Origin of the sequence: Synechococcus sp. BIOS-U3-1, assembly GCF_014279975.1 — a bacterium.
Taxonomy (GTDB): Bacteria; Cyanobacteriota; Cyanobacteriia; order PCC-6307; family Cyanobiaceae; genus Synechococcus_C.
Genome location: NZ_CP047936.1, coordinates 437,739 through 461,628, shown reverse-complemented (window position 1 = coordinate 461,628; position 23,890 = coordinate 437,739). Strand labels below are relative to the sequence as shown.

General features: G+C 57.9%; 17 protein-coding genes and 1 tRNA gene. 10 read left to right on the top strand and 8 right to left on the bottom strand.

Annotation, left to right across the window (positions count from 1 at the left end; all coding sequences use genetic code 11):
• Positions 1 to 287: 287 nt before the first annotated feature.
• On the bottom strand, positions 288 to 1,184 hold the full coding sequence (locus SynBIOSU31_RS02130; protein WP_186491725.1) for a serine hydrolase: 897 nt from the start codon (positions 1,182 to 1,184) through the stop codon (positions 288 to 290).
• Positions 1,185 to 1,201: 17 nt separating this feature from the next.
• On the opposite strand from SynBIOSU31_RS02130, the gene SynBIOSU31_RS02125 reads away from it, so the two are divergent.
• From SynBIOSU31_RS02125 to SynBIOSU31_RS02115, 3 genes are all read left to right on the top strand, one after another.
• A complete protein-coding gene (locus tag SynBIOSU31_RS02125) occupies positions 1,202 to 1,942 on the top strand; it encodes a C40 family peptidase (protein WP_186491723.1) in 741 nt (246 codons plus the stop codon).
• A gap of 37 nt (positions 1,943 to 1,979) precedes the next feature.
• Positions 1,980 to 2,633, top strand: coding sequence for a hypothetical protein (locus tag SynBIOSU31_RS02120; protein ID WP_186491722.1), 654 nt, complete (start codon positions 1,980 to 1,982; stop codon positions 2,631 to 2,633).
• A gap of 84 nt (positions 2,634 to 2,717) precedes the next feature.
• Positions 2,718 to 3,680 carry a glycosyltransferase family 2 protein gene (locus SynBIOSU31_RS02115; RefSeq protein ID WP_186491720.1) on the top strand — a complete coding sequence of 321 codons (963 nt, stop codon included), beginning with the start codon at positions 2,718 to 2,720 and terminating at the stop codon, positions 3,678 to 3,680.
• Here the strand turns inward: SynBIOSU31_RS02115 and SynBIOSU31_RS02110 are convergent.
• Entirely contained in the window at positions 3,638 to 4,132 is a 495-nt protein-coding gene (locus tag SynBIOSU31_RS02110; RefSeq protein WP_186491718.1) for a HEAT repeat domain-containing protein, read from the bottom strand. The two genes, SynBIOSU31_RS02115 and SynBIOSU31_RS02110, sit on opposite strands and share 43 nt — an antisense overlap.
• Before the next feature lie 114 nt (positions 4,133 to 4,246).
• Between SynBIOSU31_RS02110 and SynBIOSU31_RS02105 the strand changes: the two genes are divergently transcribed.
• The 3 genes from SynBIOSU31_RS02105 (at position 4,247) to SynBIOSU31_RS02095 (ending at position 8,180) form a co-directional block, all read left to right on the top strand.
• The gene (locus tag SynBIOSU31_RS02105) at positions 4,247 to 4,363 is read left to right on the top strand and encodes a photosystem I reaction center subunit VIII (protein ID WP_186491716.1); all 117 of its coding nucleotides are present in this window, start codon (positions 4,247 to 4,249) and stop codon (positions 4,361 to 4,363) included.
• A 58-nt stretch (positions 4,364 to 4,421) separates the two neighbouring features.
• Positions 4,422 to 4,913, top strand: a complete 492-nt coding sequence (locus SynBIOSU31_RS02100; protein ID WP_186491714.1) for a photosystem I reaction center subunit XI — start codon at positions 4,422 to 4,424, stop codon at positions 4,911 to 4,913.
• A 129-nt stretch (positions 4,914 to 5,042) separates the two neighbouring features.
• Complete coding sequence (locus SynBIOSU31_RS02095; protein ID WP_186491712.1) at positions 5,043 to 8,180, top strand: efflux RND transporter permease subunit; 3,138 nt, start codon at positions 5,043 to 5,045, stop codon at positions 8,178 to 8,180.
• Positions 8,181 to 8,183: 3 nt separating this feature from the next.
• Here the strand turns inward: SynBIOSU31_RS02095 and SynBIOSU31_RS02090 are convergent, their stop codons facing one another.
• Complete coding sequence (locus tag SynBIOSU31_RS02090; RefSeq protein ID WP_186491711.1) at positions 8,184 to 8,474, bottom strand: hypothetical protein; 291 nt, start codon at positions 8,472 to 8,474, stop codon at positions 8,184 to 8,186.
• Positions 8,475 to 8,630: 156 nt separating this feature from the next.
• On the opposite strand from SynBIOSU31_RS02090, the gene SynBIOSU31_RS02085 reads away from it, so the two are divergent.
• A complete protein-coding gene (locus SynBIOSU31_RS02085; RefSeq protein ID WP_186491710.1) occupies positions 8,631 to 9,557 on the top strand; it encodes a cupin in 927 nt (308 codons plus the stop codon).
• 113 nt (positions 9,558 to 9,670) lie between these two features.
• On the opposite strand, the gene psaB is transcribed toward SynBIOSU31_RS02085, so the two are convergent.
• Complete coding sequence (gene psaB, locus SynBIOSU31_RS02080) at positions 9,671 to 11,878, bottom strand: photosystem I core protein PsaB (RefSeq protein ID WP_186491709.1); 2,208 nt, start codon at positions 11,876 to 11,878, stop codon at positions 9,671 to 9,673.
• 22 nt (positions 11,879 to 11,900) lie between these two features.
• The gene (psaA, locus tag SynBIOSU31_RS02075) at positions 11,901 to 14,207 is read right to left on the bottom strand and encodes a photosystem I core protein PsaA (protein ID WP_186491708.1); all 2,307 of its coding nucleotides are present in this window, start codon (positions 14,205 to 14,207) and stop codon (positions 11,901 to 11,903) included.
• A gap of 413 nt (positions 14,208 to 14,620) precedes the next feature.
• Between psaA and SynBIOSU31_RS02070 the strand changes: the two genes are divergently transcribed.
• Both SynBIOSU31_RS02070 and cobJ read left to right on the top strand, forming a co-directional pair.
• Positions 14,621 to 16,036: a hypothetical protein gene (locus tag SynBIOSU31_RS02070; RefSeq protein WP_186491707.1), complete on the top strand. Its 1,416-nt coding sequence runs from the start codon at positions 14,621 to 14,623 to the stop codon at positions 16,034 to 16,036.
• Positions 16,037 to 16,088: 52 nt separating this feature from the next.
• A complete protein-coding gene (cobJ, locus tag SynBIOSU31_RS02065; protein ID WP_186492782.1) occupies positions 16,089 to 17,909 on the top strand; it encodes a precorrin-3B C(17)-methyltransferase in 1,821 nt (606 codons plus the stop codon).
• Between the two features lie 16 nt (positions 17,910 to 17,925).
• Here cobJ and SynBIOSU31_RS02060 read toward each other — a convergent pair.
• Positions 17,926 to 17,999: transfer RNA gene (locus SynBIOSU31_RS02060), tRNA-Pro, on the bottom strand.
• An 18-nt stretch (positions 18,000 to 18,017) separates the two neighbouring features.
• Between SynBIOSU31_RS02060 and lipA the strand changes: the two genes are divergently transcribed.
• Positions 18,018 to 18,896 (top strand): lipoyl synthase, encoded by an 879-nt coding sequence (gene lipA, locus SynBIOSU31_RS02055; protein WP_186491706.1) that lies wholly within the window; start codon positions 18,018 to 18,020, stop codon positions 18,894 to 18,896.
• A gap of 3 nt (positions 18,897 to 18,899) precedes the next feature.
• Here the strand turns inward: lipA and SynBIOSU31_RS02050 are convergent, their stop codons facing one another.
• Together SynBIOSU31_RS02050 and gltB are read right to left on the bottom strand one after the other, a co-directional pair.
• Positions 18,900 to 19,205 carry a YciI family protein gene (locus tag SynBIOSU31_RS02050; RefSeq protein ID WP_186491705.1) on the bottom strand — a complete coding sequence of 102 codons (306 nt, stop codon included), beginning with the start codon at positions 19,203 to 19,205 and terminating at the stop codon, positions 18,900 to 18,902.
• A 15-nt stretch (positions 19,206 to 19,220) separates the two neighbouring features.
• Positions 19,221 to 23,819, bottom strand: coding sequence for a glutamate synthase large subunit (gene gltB / locus SynBIOSU31_RS02045; RefSeq protein ID WP_186491703.1), 4,599 nt, complete (start codon positions 23,817 to 23,819; stop codon positions 19,221 to 19,223).
• Positions 23,820 to 23,890 lie beyond the last annotated feature (71 nt).

Below are 23,890 nucleotides of genomic sequence, written 5' to 3'. Positions count from 1 at the left end.
ACAATGCTGATCTCGTAAGTTTCGACGCCCATCAGTAAAAGCGCTCACCGCACTAATGCGGCGGTTAAAGGAGGGGGGCTTCAGGTTGCCCGACTCCACTTGTTCCCACATCTGGGGCACCCTATACCTCTCAAACGCAGTAGTTATCATCTATTCCCAGGACAACACAGAAAATGTGTTGTGGGTATTCTTTTTCTGAGAATGCAGAAAACTCCCTGGTCTCTCTACGACTGGCCTGTGAAAACACGCCGAATCCCTCCCTCTCCGTTTAACTGAAAAGCAAGTCGTTAATCGACTCCGTAAGCCGCGAGCTGCGTCGCAATCAGAGGAAGCAGTTGTTCATCGCCGGCGCGCTCCTTGCCTTCGCTGAAGACCACCAGCATGCAGGGCGCCTCTCCATCGATGCTCCACCAGGCTGCGTCGTGGCGGGCCTGACTCATCCATCCGGCTTTACTCCAGAGCTGAATGCCCTCAGGTAAACCCTCACCAAGGAACCCATCCACTTGGTTCTCTGGATCATTCAGCCTGTCTGATTTGCCGAGTGAGCGAGCCAATCGGGCTCGAAGTCTCTGACAAGCCGGAGGTGAAAGCACGCCATCGGTCATGACCGCTTCGAGAACCCTGGCGACAGCGGCCGTACAGAGGGCATTGCGATTGTTGTTGTTCTCCCCGTAAAACACCCGCTCCCGTCCATAGGGACCATCTCCCCAGGTTTTCTGGCAGCAGTTGATGAGCTCCAACTCAGGCCAGCCAAAACCATGAAACCAGTCATTCACGAGGCGTCGTTGCCGTTGCCACTGCTCCCATGCAGGGGAACGCAACGCTGGACCACTCGTTGTGCCTGTGAGCAGATCCATGATCAATCCAGTGGCATCGTTGCTGGAATCAGCCAGCATGTCGAGCAGTGCACGGCGAAGTTCATCGCTGTCTGGAATCAGATCGCGCTGCAGCCAGTGCTCGGCAGCCACCGCGTAGAACAACTTCACCACACTCGCGGGGTAGAGCAGTTTCTGGTCAGACCAGGCTGCGCCACTGCCGCTTCCATTGGTCGGAGATGCGGTGTCGTAACGCACCCAAGTCACAGCCACCTGATCATGCAAACCGGGACGGCCGTCGGCCGCCAGCCTGTCGAGCAGAGCAACCAGCTGCTGCTGCATCGCCGGCTCGGGACGGTAGAACGCCATGGCACTGGCTACTGGCAATGCCGACCCTAGGCACCCCGATCGCTCCGGACCTGATCAGCTCAGGAGGCTGCTGGAAACTGCTGAGAGGACAGAACGGCTACGCCAGGCCAACGGAGAACGGACTCGCCACTCAAGCCGCAGCGGGTCGAGTCTTCAAAGTCGCCGCATCTTTACGCCCGGAAGATAGAGGTCGTTTGCACGTTGTGCTTCTCGAGGACGGCTACCCCTGTTGGCTCTCCATGGATGAGCTAGCCGGTCAGGCTGTGGCCTGTGAAGCCCGGCAGCCGTGTCTGCTGTCAAGTTCGGACATCACCGGCCGGCTGAATGCGGTTCTGAAATGGCTGAAAGCTGCTGCCGAGCTCAAGAACACCTACCTCTGGGGAGGCACCATCGGGCCCGATCTGGACTGCTCCGGCCTTGTGCAAACAGCCTTCGCCAGCACTGGCATCTGGTTGCCCAGAGATGCCTATCAGCAGGAAAGGTTCTGCCAGCCGCTGGCGGTGCAACCGGAGGATGTGTCTGGATTACGCGCTGGCGATCTGATCTTCTTCGGCAGCCCTGAGCGCTGCACCCATGTCGGCATCCATCTCGAGAACGGTCACTACATGCACAGCTCGGGCATTGAACACGGCCGCAATGGCATCGGCATCGACAGCCTGAACCCCCAGGATCTTCATCCTGTGGCCAATCACTACAGAACTGAATTACGGGGTGCTGGTCGGGTCATGCGCTGCCATGACGGCAGCACGCTGCCCTGAGGAGTGAGAATGCAAGAACTATCCACACGACGGACCCATGGATCCGCTGACACTGCTCGCTGGCCCTTTAATCGCACAGATGAATCTCTGGTCTCCAGGGATGAACGAGACCAGCAACATGAGCGCTGAGGGTGAATTCCTTCAGCGCAGTCAGCCCGTCCAGCAACTGACACTGATGCGCACGATCTATCGGGGCGAATGTCCTGGCGAGAGTGTGAAACCGATCGGTGGCATGAGTTTTCTGGCCTCCTTAGCACCGGCAGGCAATCAGCGGATTGTGATCCGGAATCGACGAACCGGTGGCTACACCAACCGTGAATACGGCAGCGGCAGAAGGCGCTCGGAAAGTTTTTCAATCAGTCTTGGTGATCGGCACCACGGCAGTTTTCTCTCCGTATCGCCAGGAGAAAACGAGTTTCGCTGGTCTGTGACCAAAGCGCGCAACGCCGATGGACCGACCAAAGGCAACGCGATACTGATGGTGAACACCGAAGACAGAGAGCGCTCTCGCAATTTTCGCTCCATCGATGAAGATGCCTTCTGCCCTGGCGAGGAATACTCCTACTCACGCACTCCTCTCGGGCAGTGCAGTAACGGTTACTTCAAAGTCAAACGGCAGGGCGTCTGCCCCGATGGCAGCAAGATTGAACTAGGAACACAGACCGTCTATCGCCGCTACCGATCCTGGTAATGAGATCGATGCCGGTCTCCCAAGGCCCGTGAACATCGGTCCAACAGGCGCCGATTAGGTTGCATTAACATCGATCGGATCCCGATGACTGCTGGGCTAGACCTTTCGGTTGTGGTGCCGCTCTACAACGAAGAAGAAAGCCTGCCTGAACTTGTCGACCAGCTGCTTAACGCGCTGCAACCCACTGGAGAGCGCTTTGAACTAGTGCTGGTCAATGACGGTTCAACAGACAACACCGCATCAGTGCTGGAGAGCATCAGTAACAAGGTGCCGGAGCTGGTGGGTGTTTTACTGCGCAAAAACTACGGGCAGACAGCTGCAATGGCAGCAGGTTTCGATGTCGCCAAAGGGCAGGTGATCGTGAGCCTCGATGGTGATCTACAGAACGATCCCTCCGACATCCCGCTGCTGCTGAATAAGCTGCGCGAGGGCTATGACCTGGTGAGCGGTTGGCGTTTTGATCGCCAGGATGCCGAGCTCCAGAGAAAGCTTCCCTCCAGGTTGGCCAATCGCCTGATCGGACGCGTTACGGGAGTTCGCCTGCATGACTACGGCTGCTCGCTCAAGGCCTATGACCGCGACGTGCTGTCTGACATGCGTCTATACGGTGAGCTGCATCGTTTTCTGCCAGCGCTGGCCTTCATCGAAGGAGCCCGCATTACCGAAGTCAAGGTGAATCACCGTGCGCGTCAGTACGGAACCAGCAAATACGGAATTGATCGCACCTTTCGAGTCCTGATGGACCTGCTCACGGTGTGGTTTATGAAGCGCTTCCTCACCCGGCCGATGTATGTCTTTGGGTTTGGAGGCCTCGTCGCCATCGCAACGAGCTTGGTAGCAAGCGCCTACCTGCTCGTCATCAAGTTGACAGGTGAAGATATCGGCAACAGACCATTGCTCACCATGGCGGTCGTGCTCGGCCTGGCCGGGATTCAGCTGTTCTGTTTCGGACTGTTGGGAGAGCTGCTAATCCGTACGTACCACGAAAGCCAAGGGCGACCGATCTATCGCATTCGGGCAACGTTGCGAGGAGGTCGAGCCACCTGAGCTGGAGAGGGTCGGGTAGCACCACGGTGCCGCTCGATGGCAACTGCAGCAGCTTCAACGACGAGACTGTCGGCGTCACGTAGACCGCGCCTCAGCAACGGAAGCACAGATCCATGCCCCCACTGGCCAGCCACCCTTACAGCCTCAAGCCTCTGACCTGGGTTGCCTTGATCCATCGCCTCGCGGAGCCGGCGCTCCAGTGAGATCCGCTCAGCACTGGTAGCCGGGGGCTGGAACGGGACAGAATCAAATGCTCCCTTGGCAGACACTGACTGAATCTCATGATCCGTCTGTGGCAATGAAGCCTCTACGAGGCCCAGCTGAGCTCTGTTGATTGCTGCCACCGAAGTCGCATCAGTGCTGCGCAACAACGTTTTTCCAGGCCGTCGGCCAAGACCCCACAGCACAACCACCAGCACAACAGCGGCACCACCTGCAAGCAGCTGATTCATGGGTTCAAAGCGGCAGAAGCCAAATGGATTGAACTTTTATGTCACCGACCGGACCGGTCGAAGACCACTAGAAAAGCAGTCTTTACAGTAACTGCAGACATTTGGGTCGCTGCCATGACTGGAGATTTCGTCGCTTCCTGGATGCCGTCGGTTTTCATTCCCTTAGCTGGGGTTTTGGGTCCAGCTGTCGTGATGGTTCTGATGTTCAACCTGATCGAAACCACCGACTGATCGTTCAAAGGCTCCCGGCAACGATCAAGCGCACCGCCCACCCACCGCTTTTTTATCCATGTCTGTTTCCCCCGTCGCCGATCCAACGGTTGGCAATTTGGCTACTCCGGTGAACAGCAGCTATTTCACCAAGGCGTACCTCAACGCTCTGCCCGCTTACCGACCTGACTTGTCTCCAAACCGTCGCGGTCTGGAAATTGGCATGGCGCACGGCTTCCTGCTGTACGGCCCCTTCGCTGTATGCGGACCTCTCCGTAACGGCGATTATGCAGCGACAGCAGGATTGCTCGCCTCCATCGGATTGGTGTCAATCCTGACTGTGTGCTTATCGATCTACGGCACTGCCGGACGAGGCCCAAACGTGCAGCCCGCTGACGCCACAATCGTTAACCCTCCCGCGGACCTGTTTACCAAAACTGGCTGGGCTGAATTTGCCAGTGGCTTCTGGCTGGGTGGATGCGGAGGCGCTGCATTCGCCTGGTTCCTGGCTAGCTCGACGTTTGTTCTTCCGTTGGTGAAAATTGCTGGCGGTGTTTGGAGCGTCAACTGAATTCCAAGCTCCAGAAATCTGCCTAACCGATCTGATTGATCGGACCCATCAAGCCCCGAACGAGTACTGAGTGACTCATTCGGGGCTTTGTACTGCCAGGATCTGAGCCCTTGCTAAGCGGTCGCCGACTTGCGGTCCATCTCCCAGCCATTTCTGAGAAGGCCCGTCTTCACCATCGTCTGCAGCTTGCTGGTGTTGCTGGCAGGCGTGGTGTCTCTGGTAGGCCTCGGGCTTGAAGACCTACCTCAATTGGCACCCACCCGCGTGAGTGTGAACGCCAGTTTTCCTGCCGCAGGCCCGGAAGTGGTGGAGCAAAGCGTTACAGCAGTGCTGGAAAACCAGCTCAGTGGCCTGGACGGGCTGGAAAGCATGACCTCCAGTAGCCGTCAGGGCGGAGCCAGCCTCAGCCTGCGCTTCGAGTCAGGCGACCCGGAGCTCAACGCGATCAAGGTTCAAAACGAGGTCAACCTGGCCAGCCGACGACTGCCCCAGGTCGTGACTCGTCAGGGGCTGAATGTGAGCCGCTCCACAAATGATCTTCTGCTGATCCTCGGCTTCAGTGCGCCTGCTGGGATGTATGAACCGATCTTCATCGGTGGCTGGCTCGACCAGCGCCTCAGCGAAGGCCTGCGGACAACCCCTGGGGTTGGCGACATCCGCGTTTTTGGCAGTAGCGAACTCGCCTATCGCCTTTGGCTGGATCCCAGTCGGCTGGAGCAATTCGGTCTCTCCACCAACGACATCACCAACGCTCTGGCAGAGCAGAACGTTCTTGCTGCGGTGGGAAACCTGGGTGAGGCACCGGCACCGGCAGGGCAACTCTTCAGCCTGCCGGTGGATGCCGAAGGACGTCTACGCAGCCAGGCTGACTTTGAAGTCATGGTGGTGAAACGCACTAACAACGGAGGCCTTGTTCGGCTGAAGGATGTAGGTCGAGTCGAGCTTGGCCAACGCAACTACGGCAGCAGCGCCCTCAATCTTCAAGGCGAAAGCTCTGTAGCTGTTGGCATCTTCCAGCGGGATGGGTCGAATGCACTGGAAGTCAGCCGTGCGGTTCGGGAGAGGCTGAAAAGCCTGGAAAGCAGCTTCCCCCCAGGATTGGACGTACAGGTGATCGTGGATGTGGCCGAAACCGTTCAGGCCAACCTCGATCGCACCAAAGACACCCTCCGGGACGCGGTGTTACTGGTCTTGCTGGTGCTGGTGCTGTTTCTGGGGCGCTGGCGACTGGCCTTAATTCCTGGCCTGGCGGTTCCAGTGGCGTTGATCGGCAGCCTTGTGGTGGTGCGCCTAAGCGGGTCCAATCTCAACAGCCTGATCCTGTTCGGCCTCGTCCTGGCCACGGGCATCGTTGTTGACGACGCCATCGTTGTCAGCGAAGACATTGCCGGCCGAATCGAGCAAGGCGAGGAACCACAGGGGGCTGCGGAAGATGCGATGGCAGAGCTGGCGGGCGCCGTGATGGCCACATCACTGGTTCTAGCGGCTGTCTTCCTGCCTGTTCTGCTGATTCCTGGCTCCATCGGCCGCCTGTATCAACCGATTGCACTGGCCATCAGCGGCGCAATTTTGTTCTCAACGTTCAATGCCCTCACCTTCACTCCGATGGCCTGCGCTCGCGTGCTTGGACAAGGCGACGGACGATTGCCAAGGCCGCTCAGGTTCATCAGTCGCAGACTGCGTGAGGGCATGACCCGGTTGCAACGGGTTTACGCACGGATGCTCGCGGTGTGGCTGGCAAGGGGCAGAACCGTGATCGCTCTTGTACTGGCAGGGCTAATGCTCACAGGCATTGGTCTGGCGACGATCCCCACCTCCTTCATCCCCAACGAAGATCAGGGTCAGGTGCGCGGTTATTTCACACTGCCGGAGGGGGCAAGCCTGGAACGAACCGAGGCTGTGATGGACCGCATCCGCGAGGTGGTTGCCGAAGAGCCCCTGATCCGGAGCGGCAATTTCTATGCCGGAAGCTCGTTCGGACAAAACGGCGAGGACACAGGATCCTTTTATCTGCGCCTGACACCTCTCAAAGAACGCCCAGGACGACAGAACAGCAGTGAAGCCGTGAAGCAGCGTCTGAATAGCGAGCTGAGACGACGCATCACCGACGCTCAAGTGATTGTGACAACGCCAGCCACAGTCCGCGGTTTCAGCAGTGAGTCGGGCCTGCAGATGGAGCTTCTGGATCGCAGTAGCGGCCAGCTCAGCCTGCAGGATTTTGAAGAACAGGCCCAGCAGTTCATCTTCGCTGCCCAGAACTCAGGACAGTTCCAGCGCGTCAGCACGCGCTTCGATGCAAGCTCACCACGATGGCGACTGGAGCTGGACCGCAGCCAGATGGCAGCTCTAGACCTTCCGGTGGGTCCGACTCTGAGGGACATCGGAACTGCCATCGGAGGTCGTTTCATCGATGACACCTTTGCAGGAGGGGAAATCCGCAGCATTTACATCCAACTGGAAGGAACTGACCGCAGCAAGCCTGGAGATCTCACAAGCCTGATGGTGCGCAACCGCAGCGGCGACCTGGTCTCCTTGGCGAACGTTGCACAACTAAAGCGTGATTCAGGAGCGAATCGAATCACCCATTACAACCAGAACCGATCCATCAGCATCACTGCCGTCACTGCGGATGGAATTAGCAGCGGCCAAGCTATCGATCTCCTACAAGCGATCAGTGATCGGACCGGAGGCAACAATCTGGCTCTGTCCTTCACCGGTCTTGCCAGAGAGGAGAACCGCGCGGAATCCGTGACCTGGGTGCTGTTCGCCCTTGGCGTCACGGTGGTTTATCTGTTGCTGGCGGGCCTCTATGAAAGCTTTGTGGATCCACTGATCATCCTGCTCACAGTGCCGATGGCATTGCTGGGAGCACTGATCGGCCTGAAGCTGCGCGGTCTCAGCCTCGACGTTTATGCCCAGATGGGCCTGCTGGTGCTGGTGAGCCTGGCAGCCAAGAATGGGATCCTGATTGTTGAATTCGCCAATCAGCGTCTGAGGCAAGGGGTCGCATTACTTGATGCGGTCGAGGAAGCGTCACTCAACAGAATGCGGCCGATCTTGCTCACAGCGGTGACATCGCTAGCCGGGTTTCTTCCGTTGCTACTCGCCACTGGCACAGGCTCAGCCAGTCGCATCAGCATCGGCACTGTTGTATTCAGCGGTCTGCTGGTGTCCACGCTGCTCTCGCTGTTTATCGTTCCCGCCACTTATCTGCTGTTTAAGCGCTGGAGAGGAGTCGGCCCGGCTAGGCCGGATTTAGACGGATGAGCTTCAACAGGGCTCAAAGCGATCATTCACGGCTGGGCCTCCACCTGGAGGAACCAGGCAGGTCCCGGCGGACGACGGTTCAGCAGCTGATTCCGTACTCGCGATCGAAGCGACAGTCACTGGAGCAACAGTTGGCCGAAGTGCAACTCGCTCAGCAATCTGCTCATCCAGCTCAAGCTGAGCGAAGTCGATTCGCTCTCTTGGCAGGATTTGCAGAGTGAGGTTGTAACCGGCCACGACGCCAACCAGCAACACCACGAGCTCCAGTCTTGGGGGAAGGGAAGGAAACGACATTCAGGACTCAACCAACCGGTGAGCGTCCAGTAGACGCGAACAAGCTGGCTAAGACGTGACTGAGATCTGTCGAAGCAATGACGCTTTGCATACGAAGCTGGGATGCAGTGATTTGTAAGGTGTGTTCTCCCCCCTGAAGAGCGAAGAAGTCACGGCATGTTGAGCAGCGCAACAGATCGCCAAGCGTCGTCCGCCCAAGCTCAGTATTTCTCCTATGGCGAAGCTGCCAATCCAATTCGCAGCGGACTAACGGGAGCCGTCCCTTACCGCTCCTTTTCGCCGGCCTTCTTTGCCAAAAACGGCAGTGCAGTGATGGCTTTGGACCTCAGCACTGAACTGCAGTGCGCTGGACCCGCCACCGGCCCGTCTCTGAGCGCCAACTTCATTCGACTGGATGGCGACGAACTACGCACTGCCGCTATCGCAACAAGCCAGTTGTTCTTTGTGGCCGATGGCCAAGGAGATACTGAAGCCTGCGGCGAGCACTTCCAATGGAGCAAGGGCGACATGCTCGTTCTACCGGCCGGTGGAGACGCTATCCACAGCTGCTCTGGAAAGGCGGCTCTCTATTGGGTGCACGATGCACCCTTACTGCGTTATCTGGGTGTCACTCCCAGTGAAACTCGTTTTGAGCCAACGTTTTACAGCCATCGTGATAGCCAGGGTCGTCTCGCTGAGATCGCTTCCAGTCCAAGCGGAGCCCGAGCTAACCGAGTCAGCGTGCTGTTGGGAAACTCAGCGTTCCCACAGACAAGAACGGTCAGCCACACCCTCTGGGCCATGCTTGGGATTCTTCCTGCCGGCCAGGAACAGAAGCCTCATCGACATCAATCGATCGCCCTGGATTTCGCCGTGGACTGCAGGCCCGGTTGTTACACCCTGATTGGTACTGAGCTTGATGATCAGGGAAACATCCTCCGCCCACACCGTGAAGACTGGGCAGCTGGTGCCGCTTTCGTGACTCCACCGGGCTATTGGCATTCCCACCACAACGAGTCGGGTGCGGATGCATATGTGCTGCCGATTCAGGACGCAGGCCTACACACCTACCTACGGACGCTCGACATTCTTTTTAGCGGCTGATGAACTGCTGAATTGTTCTGCAGCCTTCAGCTTCTCCCAACAAAAAACCCCCGCCAGATGAACTGGACAGGGGTGTATTGAAGATGCCCTGCAGCCAGGGCGACCAGGATTGATCAGCCGAACTTGCCGGAGGTCGATGCAATCAGGAAGGCGGCGTACGTGAGGATGTAGCCAATCGTGAAGTGGGCGAGACCCACAACACGAGCCTGAACAATGGACAGAGCTACTGGCTTATCGCGCCAGCCCACCAGATTGGCAAGCGGAGTGCGCTGATGAGCCCAGACGATGGTCTCGATCAGCTCCTGCCAGTAACCACGCCAGGAGATCAGGAACATGAATCCTGTTGCCCAGACAAGGTGGCCGAACAGGAACATCCAAGCCCAGACGGCGAGGTTATTGCTGCCGAAGGGGTTGTAACCGTTAATCAACTGGGAGGAATTCAGCCAGAGGTAGTCACGGAACCAACCCATCAGGTAGGTGCTGGACTCATTGAACTGAGCAACGTTGCCTTGCCAGATCGCCAGGTGCTTCCAATGCCAGTAGAAGGTCACCCAACCAATCGTGTTCAAAGCCCAGAAGACAGCCAGATAGAAGGCATCCCAGGCAGAGATGTCACAAGTGCCACCACGACCAGGGCCATCACAGGGGAAGGAGTAACCAAAGTCTTTCTTGTCCGGCATGAGCTTGGAGCCACGGGCATCCAGAGCACCTTTGACAAGAATCAGGGTTGTGGTGTGCAGTCCCAACGCGATGGCATGGTGAACCATGAAGTCACCAGGGCCGATCGGCAAGAACACGTCTGTGTTCCCGTTGATGGCATCCATCCAGCCACCCATGTAGGCAGCGTTGGCATTGGCAGCAGCTCCACCGGAGTTGGAGAGCAGCACATCGAAGCCATAGATCGCCTTGCCGGATGCGGCTTGAACGAACTGTGCAAAGACGGGCTCAACCAGAATCTGCTTCTCAGGCGTTCCGAACGCCACAACAACATCGTTGTGGACGTACAGACCCAAAGTATGGAAGCCAAGGAAAAGAGTGATCCAGCTCAGATGGCTGATGATCGCTTCTTTGTGCTCGAGCATCCTGGCCAGGACATTGTCCTTGTTGGCTTCGGGGTCGTAGTCACGGATGAAGAAGATTGCTCCATGAGCAAACGCACCACACATCAAGAAGATGGCGATGTACTGGTGGTGGGTATACAGAGCAGCCTGCGTCGTATATGCCTTGGCAATAAAGGCATATGAAGGCATGGCATACATGTGCTGAGCCACCAATGAAGTGACCACACCCAGCGAGGCAAGAGCCAAGCCGAGCTGCATATGAAGGCTGTTGTTCAAGGTGTCATAAAGACCCTTGTGACCAGCACCGAGATCACCAGGAGTGCCCTTGGGTGGATTGTGAGCTTCGAGAATCTCCTTAATGGAATGACCGATTCCGAAATTGGTCCGGTACATATGACCGGCAATCACAAAAATGCAGCCAATCGCAAGATGGTGATGAGCAATATCAGTCAGCCATAGGGCCTCAGTCTGAGGATGAAAACCACCAAGGAAAGTGAGAATCGCAGTTCCTGAACCTTCGGCAGTACCGAAGATCTGACCCATGGAATCTGGGTTCTGCGCATATACACCCCAGTTGCCGGTGAAGAAGGGCCCAAGACCGGCGGGATGAGGCATCACACTCAGGAAGTTGTCCCAGCCAACGTGCTGACCGCGAGCTTCGGGAATCGCCACATGCACCAGGTGTCCTGTCCAGGCGATGGAGCTGAAACCGAAGAGGACAGCCAGGTGATGGTTCAGGCGTGATTCAGCATTCTTGAACCAGGCAAGTGAGGGGCGGAACTTGGGCTGCAGGTGCAGCCAACCGGCGAAAAGTGCCCAAGCCGACAGGATCATCATGAAGATGGAACCCTGATAGAGCTCGGCATTGGTCGTCATGCCGATTGTGTAGAACCAGTGGTAAAGGCCTGAGTAGGCAATATTCACTGGTGATGTGGCCCCCGCTTGGGTAAAGGCGGTGATGGCGCCTTGACCAAAGTGGGGATCCCAGATTGCGTGAGCAATGGGCTTCACGTGCAGAGGGTCGGTGACCCACTGTTCAAAGTTGCCCTGCCAGGCGATATGGAACAGGTTTCCCGAAACCCACAAGCCAATGATCGCGAGATGCCCGAAATGGGTGGAGAAGAGCTTTTGGTAAAGCCTCTCCTCCGTCATTCCGTCATGGCTCTCGAAGTCGTGAGCCGTGGCGATCCCGTACCAAATGCGGCGGGTTGTCGGGTCCTGTGCCAGACCCTGGCTGAACGAAGGAAATTTCGTTGCCATTAGAGGGAAAGTTCAGGAAAGGTCATCCGCCCACCACAAGGATGTGGGCGTGGAAGAAGGACCACGTAACTGTGATACCGCCCAACAGATAGTGAGCAACACCAACAGCACGGCCCTGGATGATGGACAGCGCGCGAGGCTGGATGCCAGGGGCCACCCTCAGCTTGTTGTGAGCCCAAACGATGGACTCGATCAGTTCCTGCCAGTAGCCGCGGCCACTGAAAAGGAACATCAGGCTGAAAGCCCAGATGAAGTGACCACCAAGGAACATGATTCCGTAGCCGGCCGTATTGGAGCCGTAGCTATTGATCACCTGCACAGCCTGAGCCCACAGGAAATCTCGCAACCATCCGTTGATGGTGATGGCACTGTTCGCGAAGTTGCCATTAGTGAGGTACTGGACTGAGCCATCAGGCCTCACCGCACCCCAGACGTCGCTCTGCATTTTCCAGGAGAAGTGGAAAATGACGATCGACAAGGAGTTGTACATCCAGAAGAGACCCAGGAAGACATGGTCCCAAGCAGACACCTGGCAGGTGCCACCGCGGCCCGGTCCATCACAGGAAAAGCGGAAACCGAGGTTGGCTTTATCTGGAATCAGACGGGAATTACGGGCATAAAGAACGCCCTTCAGGAGAATCAGCACCGTCACGTGAATCGTGAAGGCGTGAATGTGGTGGACCATAAAGTCCGCTGTGCCCAGAGGAATCGGAGCCGCAGCGACCTTGCCACCAACAGCCACAACTGAACCGTTAAACACTTCACTGACGCCAGCAAGCGCGTTGGGAGCAGTGCTACCGGCAGCTGCAGCGTGCAGACCCTGAATCCACTGAGCAAAAACGGGCCTGAGCTGAATCGCGGAATCACTAAACATGTCCTGGGGACGACCCAGAGCACGCATCGTGTCGTTATGGATGTACAGGCCAAAGCTGTGGAAGCCAAGCCAGATGCACACCCAGTTGAGGTGGCTGATCAGAGCGTCACGGGCCTTGAGGACTCTGTCCAGCACGTTGTCTACATGCTTGGCAGGGTCGTAATCGCGAATCATCGCGATGGCTGCGTGAGCTGAAGCTCCGACGATCAGGAAACCACCAATCCACATGTGATGGGTGAACAGACCGATCTGAGTCGGGTAGTCAATCGACATGTACGGATAGGGGGGCATCGCGTACATGTGCTGAGCAACGATGATGCTCAGGGAGCCGAGCATTGCAAGGTTCAGGGCCAGCTGGGCATGCCAGCTATTGATCATGAACTCGAACAGGCCGTCATGGCCCTTTGTTGCAGGAAAGAGCAGAGGATCGCCTTTCTGACCCTCGAGGATCTCCTTAATGGAGTGTCCAATTCCCCAGTTGGTCCGGTACATATGCCCGGCCACGATGAACAACACCGCGATAGCCAGATGGTGATGAGCGATATCGGTCATCCACATGCTTCCGGTTACAGGATTAATCCCACCCTTAAAGGTGAGGAAATCGCTGTACGCAGCCCAGTTGCCGTTGAAAAACGCACCGATGCCGGCGCCGAATCCCGGATAAAGCTGAGCCAACAAATCCTGATTTAGGAATTCGTGGGGAAGGGGGATATCTGCCACAGAAGCAATGGTCTTGCCGTTCAACACCAGCGGCTGGCCGGCGTCGATGGCATCCATCAACTTCGTAGTGGGCAGGGACACATGCAGCAGGTGACCGGTCCAGGACAGTGAGCCCAGGCCCAGCAGACCAGAGAGGTGGTGGTTGAGCATCGACTCAACGTTCTGGAACCACTCAAGCTTTGGAGCTGCCTTGTGATAGTGGAAAACGCCTGCATTCAGCATCAGGCCGGCCATCACCAGAGCACCAATGGCGAGAGACATCAACTGCGTCTCGTTGGTGATCCCCCAGGCCCTCCAAACATGGAAGAGACCGGAAGTGATCTGGATGCCCTGGAAACCAGCACCCATGTCGCCGTTGAGGATTTCCTGGCCAAAAATCGGCCAAACCACCTGAGCGCTTGGCTTCACATGGGTGGGATCGGCGAGCCAGCCGGAAAAGTTGGAGAAGTGGGCGCCGTGGAAAAAGGCACCACTCAGCCAGATGAAGATCACGGCCAAATGGCCGAAGTGAGCACTAAAGATCTTCCGAGAAACCTCCTCAAGGTCACTCGTATGGCTGTCGAAATCGTGAGCGTTGGCGTGGAGGTTCCAAACCCATGTGGTGGTTTTGGGACCTTTCGCGAGGGCTCGGTCAAAATGTCCGGGCTTACCGAACAGTTCGAAGGTCGCTGGATTGTCGACCTTTTCGACCTGAGTCTTCGCGGTGCTCCCACGCTCTGGTGGGCTGATGGTCATCGAGTCGTTCCTCGAGGGACGGGATCGAGGTGGTGGGACACCCCTCCGGAAATCCTTGGGACTACCGGGGCCCCGGGCGCGGCTCAGCAAAGCTTCACCGTGACCGGGCGCCAGTGGTATTCAGAGTAAAACTCTGACTCTCACTGGAGCTAGAGCCCCAAAGAGGGGACCGCTTGAAAAAGCATAGGAGGGGGAGCGGGCATCACACGGCAGGGAGTTACAAAGGTTCAATCCGGCTGCGAGCCTGTCCAGGCCAGGGGTCTGGATCAGCCCGAGCATCAGCGAGCAGTGCCCGATTAGCCACGCTGTACAACACAAACAGGCCGCAGATATCGATCTATTTAATGCAAACCATTCCCAATAGTGCGCCCCTCCCATGGGTGCCCAGAATGGGTTGAATCAAGCTTTGCCCCATGGCGGCATCAGGCCGGACGCACCACCTCCATGACTGGCTGCAGGTTCTGCTTGCCTTGTTGATCTTGGTGCTTCCCGCCTCAGCCGCGCAGGCCTGGCCCTGGGAAGGATCAGGCTCAGGGAATCAAGACCACTCCACTGAAATTGTCAGTGTCACGCCGCCATCAGGTCGGCTGCAGGAAGTCAGTCCACCGGGCGCTGTACAGCAATTCAAGGCAGCCTTGAGCAGCCATACGCCCCGCCTTGAACTGATCAGACCCTCCGATGGCAATTTGCTGAAAAGCGGTGAAGTGGAACTCTCATTGCGGATCGAGGATTGGCCAATGGCTGAGGATCCTGAGCTGGGCCTTGGTGCTCATGTAGTCCTGCAGATCGACGACGGTCCGCCGCTGCGTTTCGGCCACGCCGACAACGATCGACTCCAGATCATGCTTCCCGATCTCAGCCCAGGGAGCCATCGCTTCACCGCCTATGCCGCCTTGCCCTGGGGTGAAGCCGTGAAATCAAAGGGCGCCAGCCTTCAGTGGCGGCTGGATCTCTTACAACAGCTTTCAGGAACGCAGCCTGATCAGGATGCTCCCTGGCTTGCGGTGGTCAGCCCCTCCGACCTCAACAACGGAGATCCTCTACTGATCGACTGGCTGATCTGGAACGCACCGTTGCAGAACCTGCGCGAGGGAGATGGCAGCTGGAGGCTGAGAATCAGCGTGAATGGCGACAGTTTCCTTGTGGATCGCCAGGAGGCCCTTTGGCTGAAAACCCCAGGGAACGGAAATGGCAGCGTGCAAATGGAGCTACTTGATGGCCTTGGTGATCCGATCACTCCAGTCTTCAACAATCAGCTGCGAGCCACCTCTACGCGTCCCGGCGGCCGTCCGATCTGGATGCAGTCAAGGCTGAACGATGAACAGATGGCGCGCCTGCTTGGCGAAGCCATTCCCGAACCAGAGCAGGCATCTGAGAGAGAAGCGACATCGCAGCAAACTGAACCCGAGCCTGCTTCTGAACCTGAAAAGTCTGAACAAGCAGAGGCCTCAACAGAGATCCACACACCAGTGGGACAAACCCTTGAGACACAAACGCTTGAGACACAAACCATGGACGAACAAACCACCGAAGAACAAACCATGGATTCAGAAGCAGTCGGCGCTGCCAACTCGATGGATAATCCGAGCCAGGGGCTGATCGACTCCTCAACTCCAGAGATTGAAGCTGATGATGAACTGCTAAGGGTCACTGATCCGGCAGCGGCTGACACAGAAAAGTCTCTGGAGACCAGCAAAGCCGAGAAGGCTGTTCCCGAACGCAATATCCGGAAGACTGAACCGGCCGTCGAGCCAGAGAAGCTGCGGATCACCAGCAGCCTGGGAGGATCAGCAAGGGAGCTGGTGAACGAGGATGGCACCCAGCGCTGATTCACTGAGGCCGCTAGCCCTGAACGCTGTCAACACCACCTCCATCCAGCCGATGGAAGCGTCACTCGCACTGGGCCTGTCGGTGAGTGCCTGGCCCCTGCTTCAGCAGCTCCAACAGGCGGGCCAGGCTGATCGTGTGGGGCTAACACCTCTGGCGGCCGCAGCACTCAAGAACCCTCCCAGCAACCTGTTGGTCGCACCGGCTGCGGAACTTCTAACGAGCCAGTGGCTTAGCGGAGGACCCACGATCGTGATCGGAGCACTGGGCGCGGTCACACGACTGATCGCACCGTTGCTGAGCGACAAGCAGAACGACCCTGCCGTGGTGGTGATGGATGCACGCGGTCAACAGATCGTGCCCCTGATTGGTGGTCATGCAGCAGGAGCGGAGCAGCTGGCCCATGCCCTGGCTGCGTCCATGGGGGGACAGGTCGTGCTGACGGGTGATGCAGCGAGCCAGCAGCGCCTAGCTCTCGATTCTTTTGGAGAAGCCTGGGGATGGGTGCGTGGCGGTACATCAAAGGACTGGCATGAACTCATGCTCTTCCAGGCTTCTGGACAACCGTTGAATATTTTTCAGCAAACAGGAACGGACGTCTGGCGCAACAGTGACGCCGGCAAAGGCTTCGGCGTTGCCGCAGCCAACGAACAAGAATTGGCGCTCGCCATCGGTCCGCGCTCCGTCGGGGCTCCCTGTCGCTGGCATCCAGCCACGCTCTGGATCGGCATCGGCTGCGAACGCTTGAGCAGCTTTGAACTGATTGAAAGAGCCGTTGATCACGCTCTTGAATCTGCAGGACTGGCCAAGGAGGCAGTGGCAGGCATCAGCAGCATTGAGGCCAAAGGTGACGAGCCGGCCCTGCTACACCTTTGTGAGCGTCGGAATTGGCCTCTGCGACTGTTCGGTGGCCCTGCCCTCGCTGATGTCGCCGTGCCCACGCCCTCTGAAGTGGTGAAGGCGGAGATGGGAACAGCATCCGTTGCGGAAGCCTCGGCACTTCTGGCATCTGGAGAAGACGCACAGCTGTTGCAGGCCAAACGGATCTTTCATGCCGAGGGCAACGAGAAGGGGGCCGTGACGGTGGCGATCGCAGAGGCCATCCATCCCTTGGCACCCAAGAAGGGAGAGCTCCATCTGATCGGCAGTGGGCCGGGGTCACTGCAACTGCTGACTGCCGATGCCCGCGAAGCGCTCAGCCGCTGCATCCTCTGGGTGGGGTATGGCCTTTACCTGGATCTGCTGGAACCGCTGCGGCGTTGCGACCAGGTCCGATTAGATGGACAACTCACCCGGGAACGGGATCGCTGCTGGCAGGCACTGGATCTCGCCCGCCAGGGCGCCCGTGTTGCGCTGATCTCCTCAGGAGACAGCGGCATCTACGGCATGGCCGGGCTGGCGCTGCAGCTTTGGATGGACCTGCCTGAGACAGAACGTCCTCAGTTCCAGGTGCATCCCGGTCTCTCTGCACTGCAGCTGGCTGCAGCCAGGGCAGGAGCACCACTGATGCATGACTTCTGCACCATCTCTCTCAGCGATCGGCTCACACCCTGGGAGGTGATCGAACGCCGAATCGAGGCAGCTGCCGCCGGAGATTTTGTGGTGGCGTTTTATAACCCTCGCTCCAGGGAACGCGACTGGCAATTGGCAAAAGCCATGGAGATTCTGCTCTGCGCGCGTCCGATGACCACTCCTGTGGTGATGGCACGCCAGCTCGGACGCAGCGACGAGCAGGTCAGCCTTCACAACCTGGGCAACCTGCGGCCTGAAGACGTGGACATGCTTACGGTGTTGGTAATAGGAAACAGCAGCAGTCGCGTTCAGGACGGTCGCATGGTGACCCCCAGGGGTTACCCAGGTGCCGCACTGAGCTGATGACGACCTAGTGCAGTCGGGATGACAGGATTCGAACCTGCGGCCCCTTCGTCCCGAACGAAGTGCGCTACCAAGCTGCGCCACATCCCGATGGCCCGACTGTAGAAGATGACCTCAGTTCTGAAACCTGACTGGTTGCGCGTCAAAGCCCCTCAGCGGGAACGCATTGGAGCTGTCGCCGACCTGCTTCTTGACCTCAAGCTGAATACGGTTTGCCAGGAAGCCAGTTGTCCAAACATCGGCGAATGCTTCGCCGGGGGAACCGCCACATTTTTAATCATGGGACCGGGCTGCACGCGTGCCTGTCCCTACTGCGACATCGACTTCGACAAGAGTGTTCGAGCACTGGACCCCACTGAACCGGAACGCCTCGGTGAAGCGGTGTCCCGACTGAAGCTGAAGCACGTAGTGATCACCTCGGTGAATCGAGATGACCTGAGTGATGGAGGCGCCAGCCAGTTCGTTGCCTGCATCGAACAGGTGAAACAACGCTCTCCATTCACCACAATCGAATTACTGATCCCTGACCTCTGTGGAAATTGGGACGCGTTGGCAACGGTGATGGACGCTGCGCCGCACGTGCTCAACCACAACATCGAAACGGTTCCACGCCTTTACAAAAGAGCTCGACCTCAGGGCCGCTACGAACGCTCTCTTGAACTGCTGAAACGGGTGAGGGATGGATGGCCTCGGTCCTACAGCAAATCGGGCCTAATGGTGGGTCTCGGCGAAAACGATGACGAGGTCATCGGAGTGCTGAGCGACTTGCGCGCGCACCGAGTCGACATCGTGACCATTGGCCAATACCTCTCTCCCGGGCCAAGGCACTTACCTGTGAACCGCTTCGTGACTCCTGAACAATTTGACCATTATCGGCGCATCGGAGAAGAAGAGCTGGGTTGTCTGCAAGTGGTGAGCAGTCCACTGACGCGCAGCAGCTATCACGCCGGTGAAGTGCAACGCCTAATGATCAGCCACCCACGCTGACGATCAGAGCTCATCGCCGCCGATCTGGATCCATTCCTGCAATTGCCAGGTCACCAGTCCGGACTGAATCATCGGGTCGGCCTGCACCCAGCGGTGAGCGTCTTCAAAGCTGCTGGCTTCAAAAATCAACAAGCCGCCGCCGCCCGGCCGCTGCTCAGCATCCACCAGGTAACCGCTGTGGATGCGACGTCCGCTATTGCCGTGGGACAACAGCCATTGACGATGCGCGTTGAGGTGAGGCCGCCTCTGCTCAATCGGCAGGGCGGCCGTCTCCGGGGTGAAGGTTTCTGTTTTGATGAACCAGGGCATGGTGCGGAGGATCGATCAGGCCGCAACGGCCTGTTTATCCGCAAGCCCCATTGCAGCTCGTTCGCTGGGTGGAACCAGAACCTTGAAACGGCTTCTTGCCGCAGACCAATCAGAAAGGAGCGCCAACGCCTTCTCACTGCCGGTGGCCTCGACATGCAGTTCAAGTAGACCCTTAAGGGTGGACTCCTGCTCAGATGTGGTGATGGGGCACACCTCCACGATCTCCGGATTCACGCGTGGAGTCACCCGATCACCTTCATCCAAAAGGAACGTGACGCCACCGGTCATCCCGGCACCGACGTTGCGGCCAGTGCTGCCGAGCACCACCACAACGCCTCCGGTCATGTACTCACAGCAATGGTCGCCAGCGCCCTCAACCACCGTGCGGGCACCGCTATTGCGTACACCAAAGCGCTCGCCGGCTCGCCCATGAGCGAACAACTCGCCACCGGTTGCTCCATACAGACAGGTGTTGCCAAGAATCACCTGATCACCGGGATTGGCGGTGGAATCCGATGGCACAAGCGTGATACGACCACTGTTCATGCCCTTACCGACATAGTCGTTGGCTTCCCCTTCAAGACGCACATTCATGCCCTGAACCAGAAAAGCCCCGAAGCTTTGACCAGCAGCTCCGCGGAAGGTGAGCTCCAGCTGACCCAAAAAGCCACGATTGCCATAGCGCTGGGCAATCTCACCGGCGAGACGTGCACAAACGCTCCGGTCGGTGTTGATGATCTCCACTGTGCGACGAATGGATTGCTGACTTTCAATAGCAGCCATCAATTCGGAGTCGGCCAGCAGTTGGTCTTCGAGAATGGGCCCATTGCCATGAGCTTCAGCACTATGGGTAAGCCATGAGCGATCTTCAGAACCACTGATCGGTGCAAGCAGGCTGGAGAGATCAACGCACTTGGTTTTGGCCAGAGACACACCTCTGGGCTTGAGAAGGTCACTGCGGCCAATGAGATCTTCCAGTCGCGCCAGACCAAGCAAACTCATCAACTGACGCACCTCTTCGGCGACATACCAGAAAAAATTCACGACGTGCTCGGGAACTCCCGTGAAGCGCTGACGCAGGTTCTCCTTCTGTGTTGCTACTCCAACCGGGCAGCTGTTGAGATGACAAACACGCGCCATCACGCAGCCTTCGGCGATCATGGCGATCGAACCAAAGCCATATTCCTCAGCCCCGAGAAGAGCTGCGATCACCACATCCCAACCGGTCTTGAGACCGCCATCGGCTCTCAGCAGAACTCTGTCGCGAAGGCCGTTCTCGAGCAGAGCTCGATGCACCTCAGTGAGACCCAATTCCCAGGGACCACCAGCATGCTTAATCGAACTCAGCGGGGAAGCACCCGTGCCTCCGTCGTGGCCTGAAATCTGAATCACGTCCGCGTTGGCCTTCGCCACCCCGGCAGCGATGGTGCCAATACCGATCTCTGCGACCAGTTTGACGCTGACCGGCGCTGAAGGATGCACCTGGTGCAGGTCGTGGATCAACTGGGCTAAGTCCTCAATGGAATAGATGTCGTGATGAGGTGGCGGAGAAATCAACGCAACACCGGGCTTGCTGTTGCGAAGCCAGGCGATGTACTGGTCGACCTTCGGACCGGGGAGCTGGCCTCCCTCTCCAGGTTTGGCACCCTGAGCCACCTTGATTTCCAGCTGCTTACCGCTCCTCAGGTATTCAGCCGTCACGCCGAAGCGGCCTGAGGCAATCTGTTTGATCGCTGAGCAGGCGGTATCACCGTTCTGAAGCCCACCGATGCTGGGGAAGGCGACGGACCGGCCGACGTCATCCACATCGGTGAGGACCTGAAAGCGGGCGGGATCCTCACCACCCTCGCCGCTGTTGCTCTTGCCACCGATGCGATTCATGGCCACAGCCAAAACTTCGTGCGCTTCACGAGAGAGAGCTCCGAGGCTCATGCCACCTGTACAGAAACGGGTGCAAATGCTTTCCACACTCTCCACCTGATCGAGGGGCAACGGCGACGACGCAACCTTGAACTCCAGCAAGTCACGCAGTGCCATCACCGGACGGTTCTCAAGCAAGGTCTTGTAAGTAGAGAAATGGTCGTAGCCGGGGCCCTGGGCCAGGGCCTTGTGCAAAGCCTTGGAGAGTTCTGGGTTATTGCGGTGATACTCCGCACCGTTGCGGTATTGAACGAACCCCATGAACTCGAGTTTGCTGCGGTTCAGCTCGGGGAAAGCCTTGGCATGCATCGAGAGTGTTTCGTTCGCCAGTTCCGCAAGGGTCATGCCGGCAACCCGACTGGTCGTGCCACTGAAAGCGGTCTCGATCACATCAGCACCCAGCCCGATCGCTTCGAAGATCTGCGCACCGTGGTAACTGGCCAGCAACGAAATGCCGATCTTGGACAGAATTTTTCTAAGACCGTTCTCCAGAGAGAGACGCACATTGGCCTGAACCTGATCAGCACTGAGGTCGGGAAGCTTTCCCTGCTCAATCCGCTTTCTCGTTTTGGGATGTTGGAGCCAATGGCGGGTGGTTTCCCAGGTCAACCATGGACAAACGGCACTGGCGCCGTAGCCGATGAGGCAGGCCATGTGATGAGTGCTCCAGCACTGAGCGGTGTCCACCACAAGAGAGCAGCGCAGTCGCAGTTTGCGTCGCAGCAGATGGTGGTGGACAGAGCCAACGGCGAGAAGTGCCGGCATCGCCACCGTGGTGGCCGTCAGTGATGTGGGCTCAGCGTTGGAATTAACGCGATCGGAGAGCACCAGAACCTGGGCACCATCCTGCACGGCTTGCTCAGCCGCCTGGCACAAGTCATCAAGAACAGTTCGGAAACCACCTGTGCAGGATTCAACTGTCACCTGGGTGGAGAGGAACTGAACCGGAAGACCTTGCTGGCTGATCTCTTCCAGCTCGGCCTCGTTGAGAACCGGAGTATCGAGATGAATCACCGAAGCGGCTTCCGCCTGAGGCTTCAAGGCCGGACGACGCTCGCCAAGATGCATTTCCAGACTCATCACCAGTTGTTCCCTGAGGGGATCGATCGGCGGATTGGTGACCTGAGCGAAACGCTGCTTGAAGTAGTCGTAAAGCAGATGAGGCTTATCCGAGAGCACCGCAAGTGGGATGTCATCACCCATGCAAAAGGTGGGCTCCTTCCCTAGGGAGGCCATATCACCGATGATCAGATCGAAATCCTCCGCCGTGAAGCCCATAGCGGTCTGCAGTCTCAGTAGGTCGAGTTCTCCGACTTGCTGAGACTGGGTCCAAAATTGCGGAGGCACATTGCGGCGGTGCTGCTTCAGCCAATCGCCGTAGGGGAAACGTCCGGCGGCGTCTTCCTTAACCAACCAGTTGTCCAGCAGCTGGCCGGTCTGCAGATCAACCGCCAGCATCTGGCCAGGACCGAGCCGACCTTTTTGAACCACGGTCTTGCCGCTGAGATCCACCACACCGGTCTCGGATCCCATAATCACGAAACCATCCTCCGTAGAGCACCAGCGAGCGGGACGAAGACCGTTGCGATCCAGAGTGGCCCCAACACGCTTGCCATCAGCAAACACCAACAGAGCTGGGCCATCCCAGGGCTCCTGAATGCCAGCGTTGAATTCATACATGGCCGTCACATCAGGACGGCTATCAAGGTCCGGCTGGTTGCGGAACGCTTCAGGTACAAGGGTGATCAGGCTGTCGGTGACGGAACGACCACTGCGCACCATCAGCTCAAGGGTGGCGTCGAGGTTGGCAGAATCACTGAAAGCGGGATTCACCACGGGGTTGAGGTCGTCCGCTGCTTCTCCCCAGACTCCGGCGAGGCTGGCTTCAGAGGCCTTAGCCCAGTTGAGATTGCCCAGCAGAGTATTGATCTCACCGTTGTGACCCAAGAGCCGCATCGGCTGGGCCAATGGCCAGCGGGGAAGCGTGTTGGTGCTGAAGCGCCGGTGGTACACCGCGAAGCTCACTTCAAAACGGGAATCGCGCAGATCGGCATAAAACTTGGCGAGCACTTCCGAGCGCACCATGCCCTTGTAGACGACGGTTCGGCTGCTCAGGGACGCCACATAAAAATCACGTGAGCCTTCAAACCCCCACGATTCCCTGGCCCTAGCGCCAACACGCCGCCGGAGTCGTAGAAGCAACGCCTCGAAGGCATCACCTTCAGCCTCGCCATTGACCAACCACTGCTCAATAACAGGAGCAGTTTCACGGGCCATAGGCCCAAGCACAGCCGAATCAACAGGCACCTCACGCCAGCCGGAGAACTGCAGACCAAGTGCAACGGCTTCCGCTTCAAAAAATTGGCGAGCCTGCTGACGACGTTCAGCGTCTGTGGGTAGGAACATCATTCCAAGCCCTTTGGCATCAGCGGCTTCTGGCCAGATCGCCCTGAGATACGTCCATGGGATTTCACACAAGACACCTGCACCATCTCCGGAGTCAGAGTCACCACCGCAGCCACCGCGATGTTCCATGCAACCGAGGCCACGCAAGGCCTGCTGCAACACCCAATGGCTGCGATGCCCTTGCATTTGGGCCAGGAATCCCACGCCACAGGCATCCCTTTCACCAGCTACCGCCTGGGGCGCAGCGCTATCGCTGTAAGGCCAGGAGGAGCCGGTGAGGTGAGTCATGACCTGGATAACAGTCGGGCTGACTCCGCTCTGGATGCAACATCCATCACGAAGCAAATCCGATCCTAAGG

What these genes read in the sequence shown, in the direction of transcription:
- SynBIOSU31_RS02130 (WP_186491725.1), bottom strand. Translation starts at nt 1,184, where the DNA reads ATGGCGTTCTACCGTCCCGAGCCGGCGATGCAGCAGCAGCTGGTTGCT.
- SynBIOSU31_RS02125 (WP_186491723.1), top strand. Translation starts at nt 1,202, where the DNA reads ATGCCGACCCTAGGCACCCCGATCGCTCCGGACCTGATCAGCTCAGGA.
- SynBIOSU31_RS02120 (WP_186491722.1), top strand. Translation starts at nt 1,980, where the DNA reads ATGGATCCGCTGACACTGCTCGCTGGCCCTTTAATCGCACAGATGAAT.
- SynBIOSU31_RS02115 (WP_186491720.1), top strand. Translation starts at nt 2,718, where the DNA reads ATGACTGCTGGGCTAGACCTTTCGGTTGTGGTGCCGCTCTACAACGAA.
- SynBIOSU31_RS02110 (WP_186491718.1), bottom strand. Translation starts at nt 4,132, where the DNA reads ATGAATCAGCTGCTTGCAGGTGGTGCCGCTGTTGTGCTGGTGGTTGTG.
- SynBIOSU31_RS02105 (WP_186491716.1), top strand. Translation starts at nt 4,247, where the DNA reads ATGACTGGAGATTTCGTCGCTTCCTGGATGCCGTCGGTTTTCATTCCC.
- SynBIOSU31_RS02100 (WP_186491714.1), top strand. Translation starts at nt 4,422, where the DNA reads ATGTCTGTTTCCCCCGTCGCCGATCCAACGGTTGGCAATTTGGCTACT.
- SynBIOSU31_RS02090 (WP_186491711.1), bottom strand. Translation starts at nt 8,474, where the DNA reads ATGTCGTTTCCTTCCCTTCCCCCAAGACTGGAGCTCGTGGTGTTGCTG.
- SynBIOSU31_RS02085 (WP_186491710.1), top strand. Translation starts at nt 8,631, where the DNA reads ATGTTGAGCAGCGCAACAGATCGCCAAGCGTCGTCCGCCCAAGCTCAG.
- psaB (WP_186491709.1), bottom strand. Translation starts at nt 11,878, where the DNA reads ATGGCAACGAAATTTCCTTCGTTCAGCCAGGGTCTGGCACAGGACCCG.
- psaA (WP_186491708.1), bottom strand. Translation starts at nt 14,207, where the DNA reads ATGACCATCAGCCCACCAGAGCGTGGGAGCACCGCGAAGACTCAGGTC.
- SynBIOSU31_RS02070 (WP_186491707.1), top strand. Translation starts at nt 14,621, where the DNA reads ATGGCGGCATCAGGCCGGACGCACCACCTCCATGACTGGCTGCAGGTT.
- cobJ (WP_186492782.1), top strand. Translation starts at nt 16,089, where the DNA reads ATGGAAGCGTCACTCGCACTGGGCCTGTCGGTGAGTGCCTGGCCCCTG.
- lipA (WP_186491706.1), top strand. Translation starts at nt 18,018, where the DNA reads ATGACCTCAGTTCTGAAACCTGACTGGTTGCGCGTCAAAGCCCCTCAG.
- SynBIOSU31_RS02050 (WP_186491705.1), bottom strand. Translation starts at nt 19,205, where the DNA reads ATGCCCTGGTTCATCAAAACAGAAACCTTCACCCCGGAGACGGCCGCC.
- gltB (WP_186491703.1), bottom strand. Translation starts at nt 23,819, where the DNA reads ATGACTCACCTCACCGGCTCCTCCTGGCCTTACAGCGATAGCGCTGCG.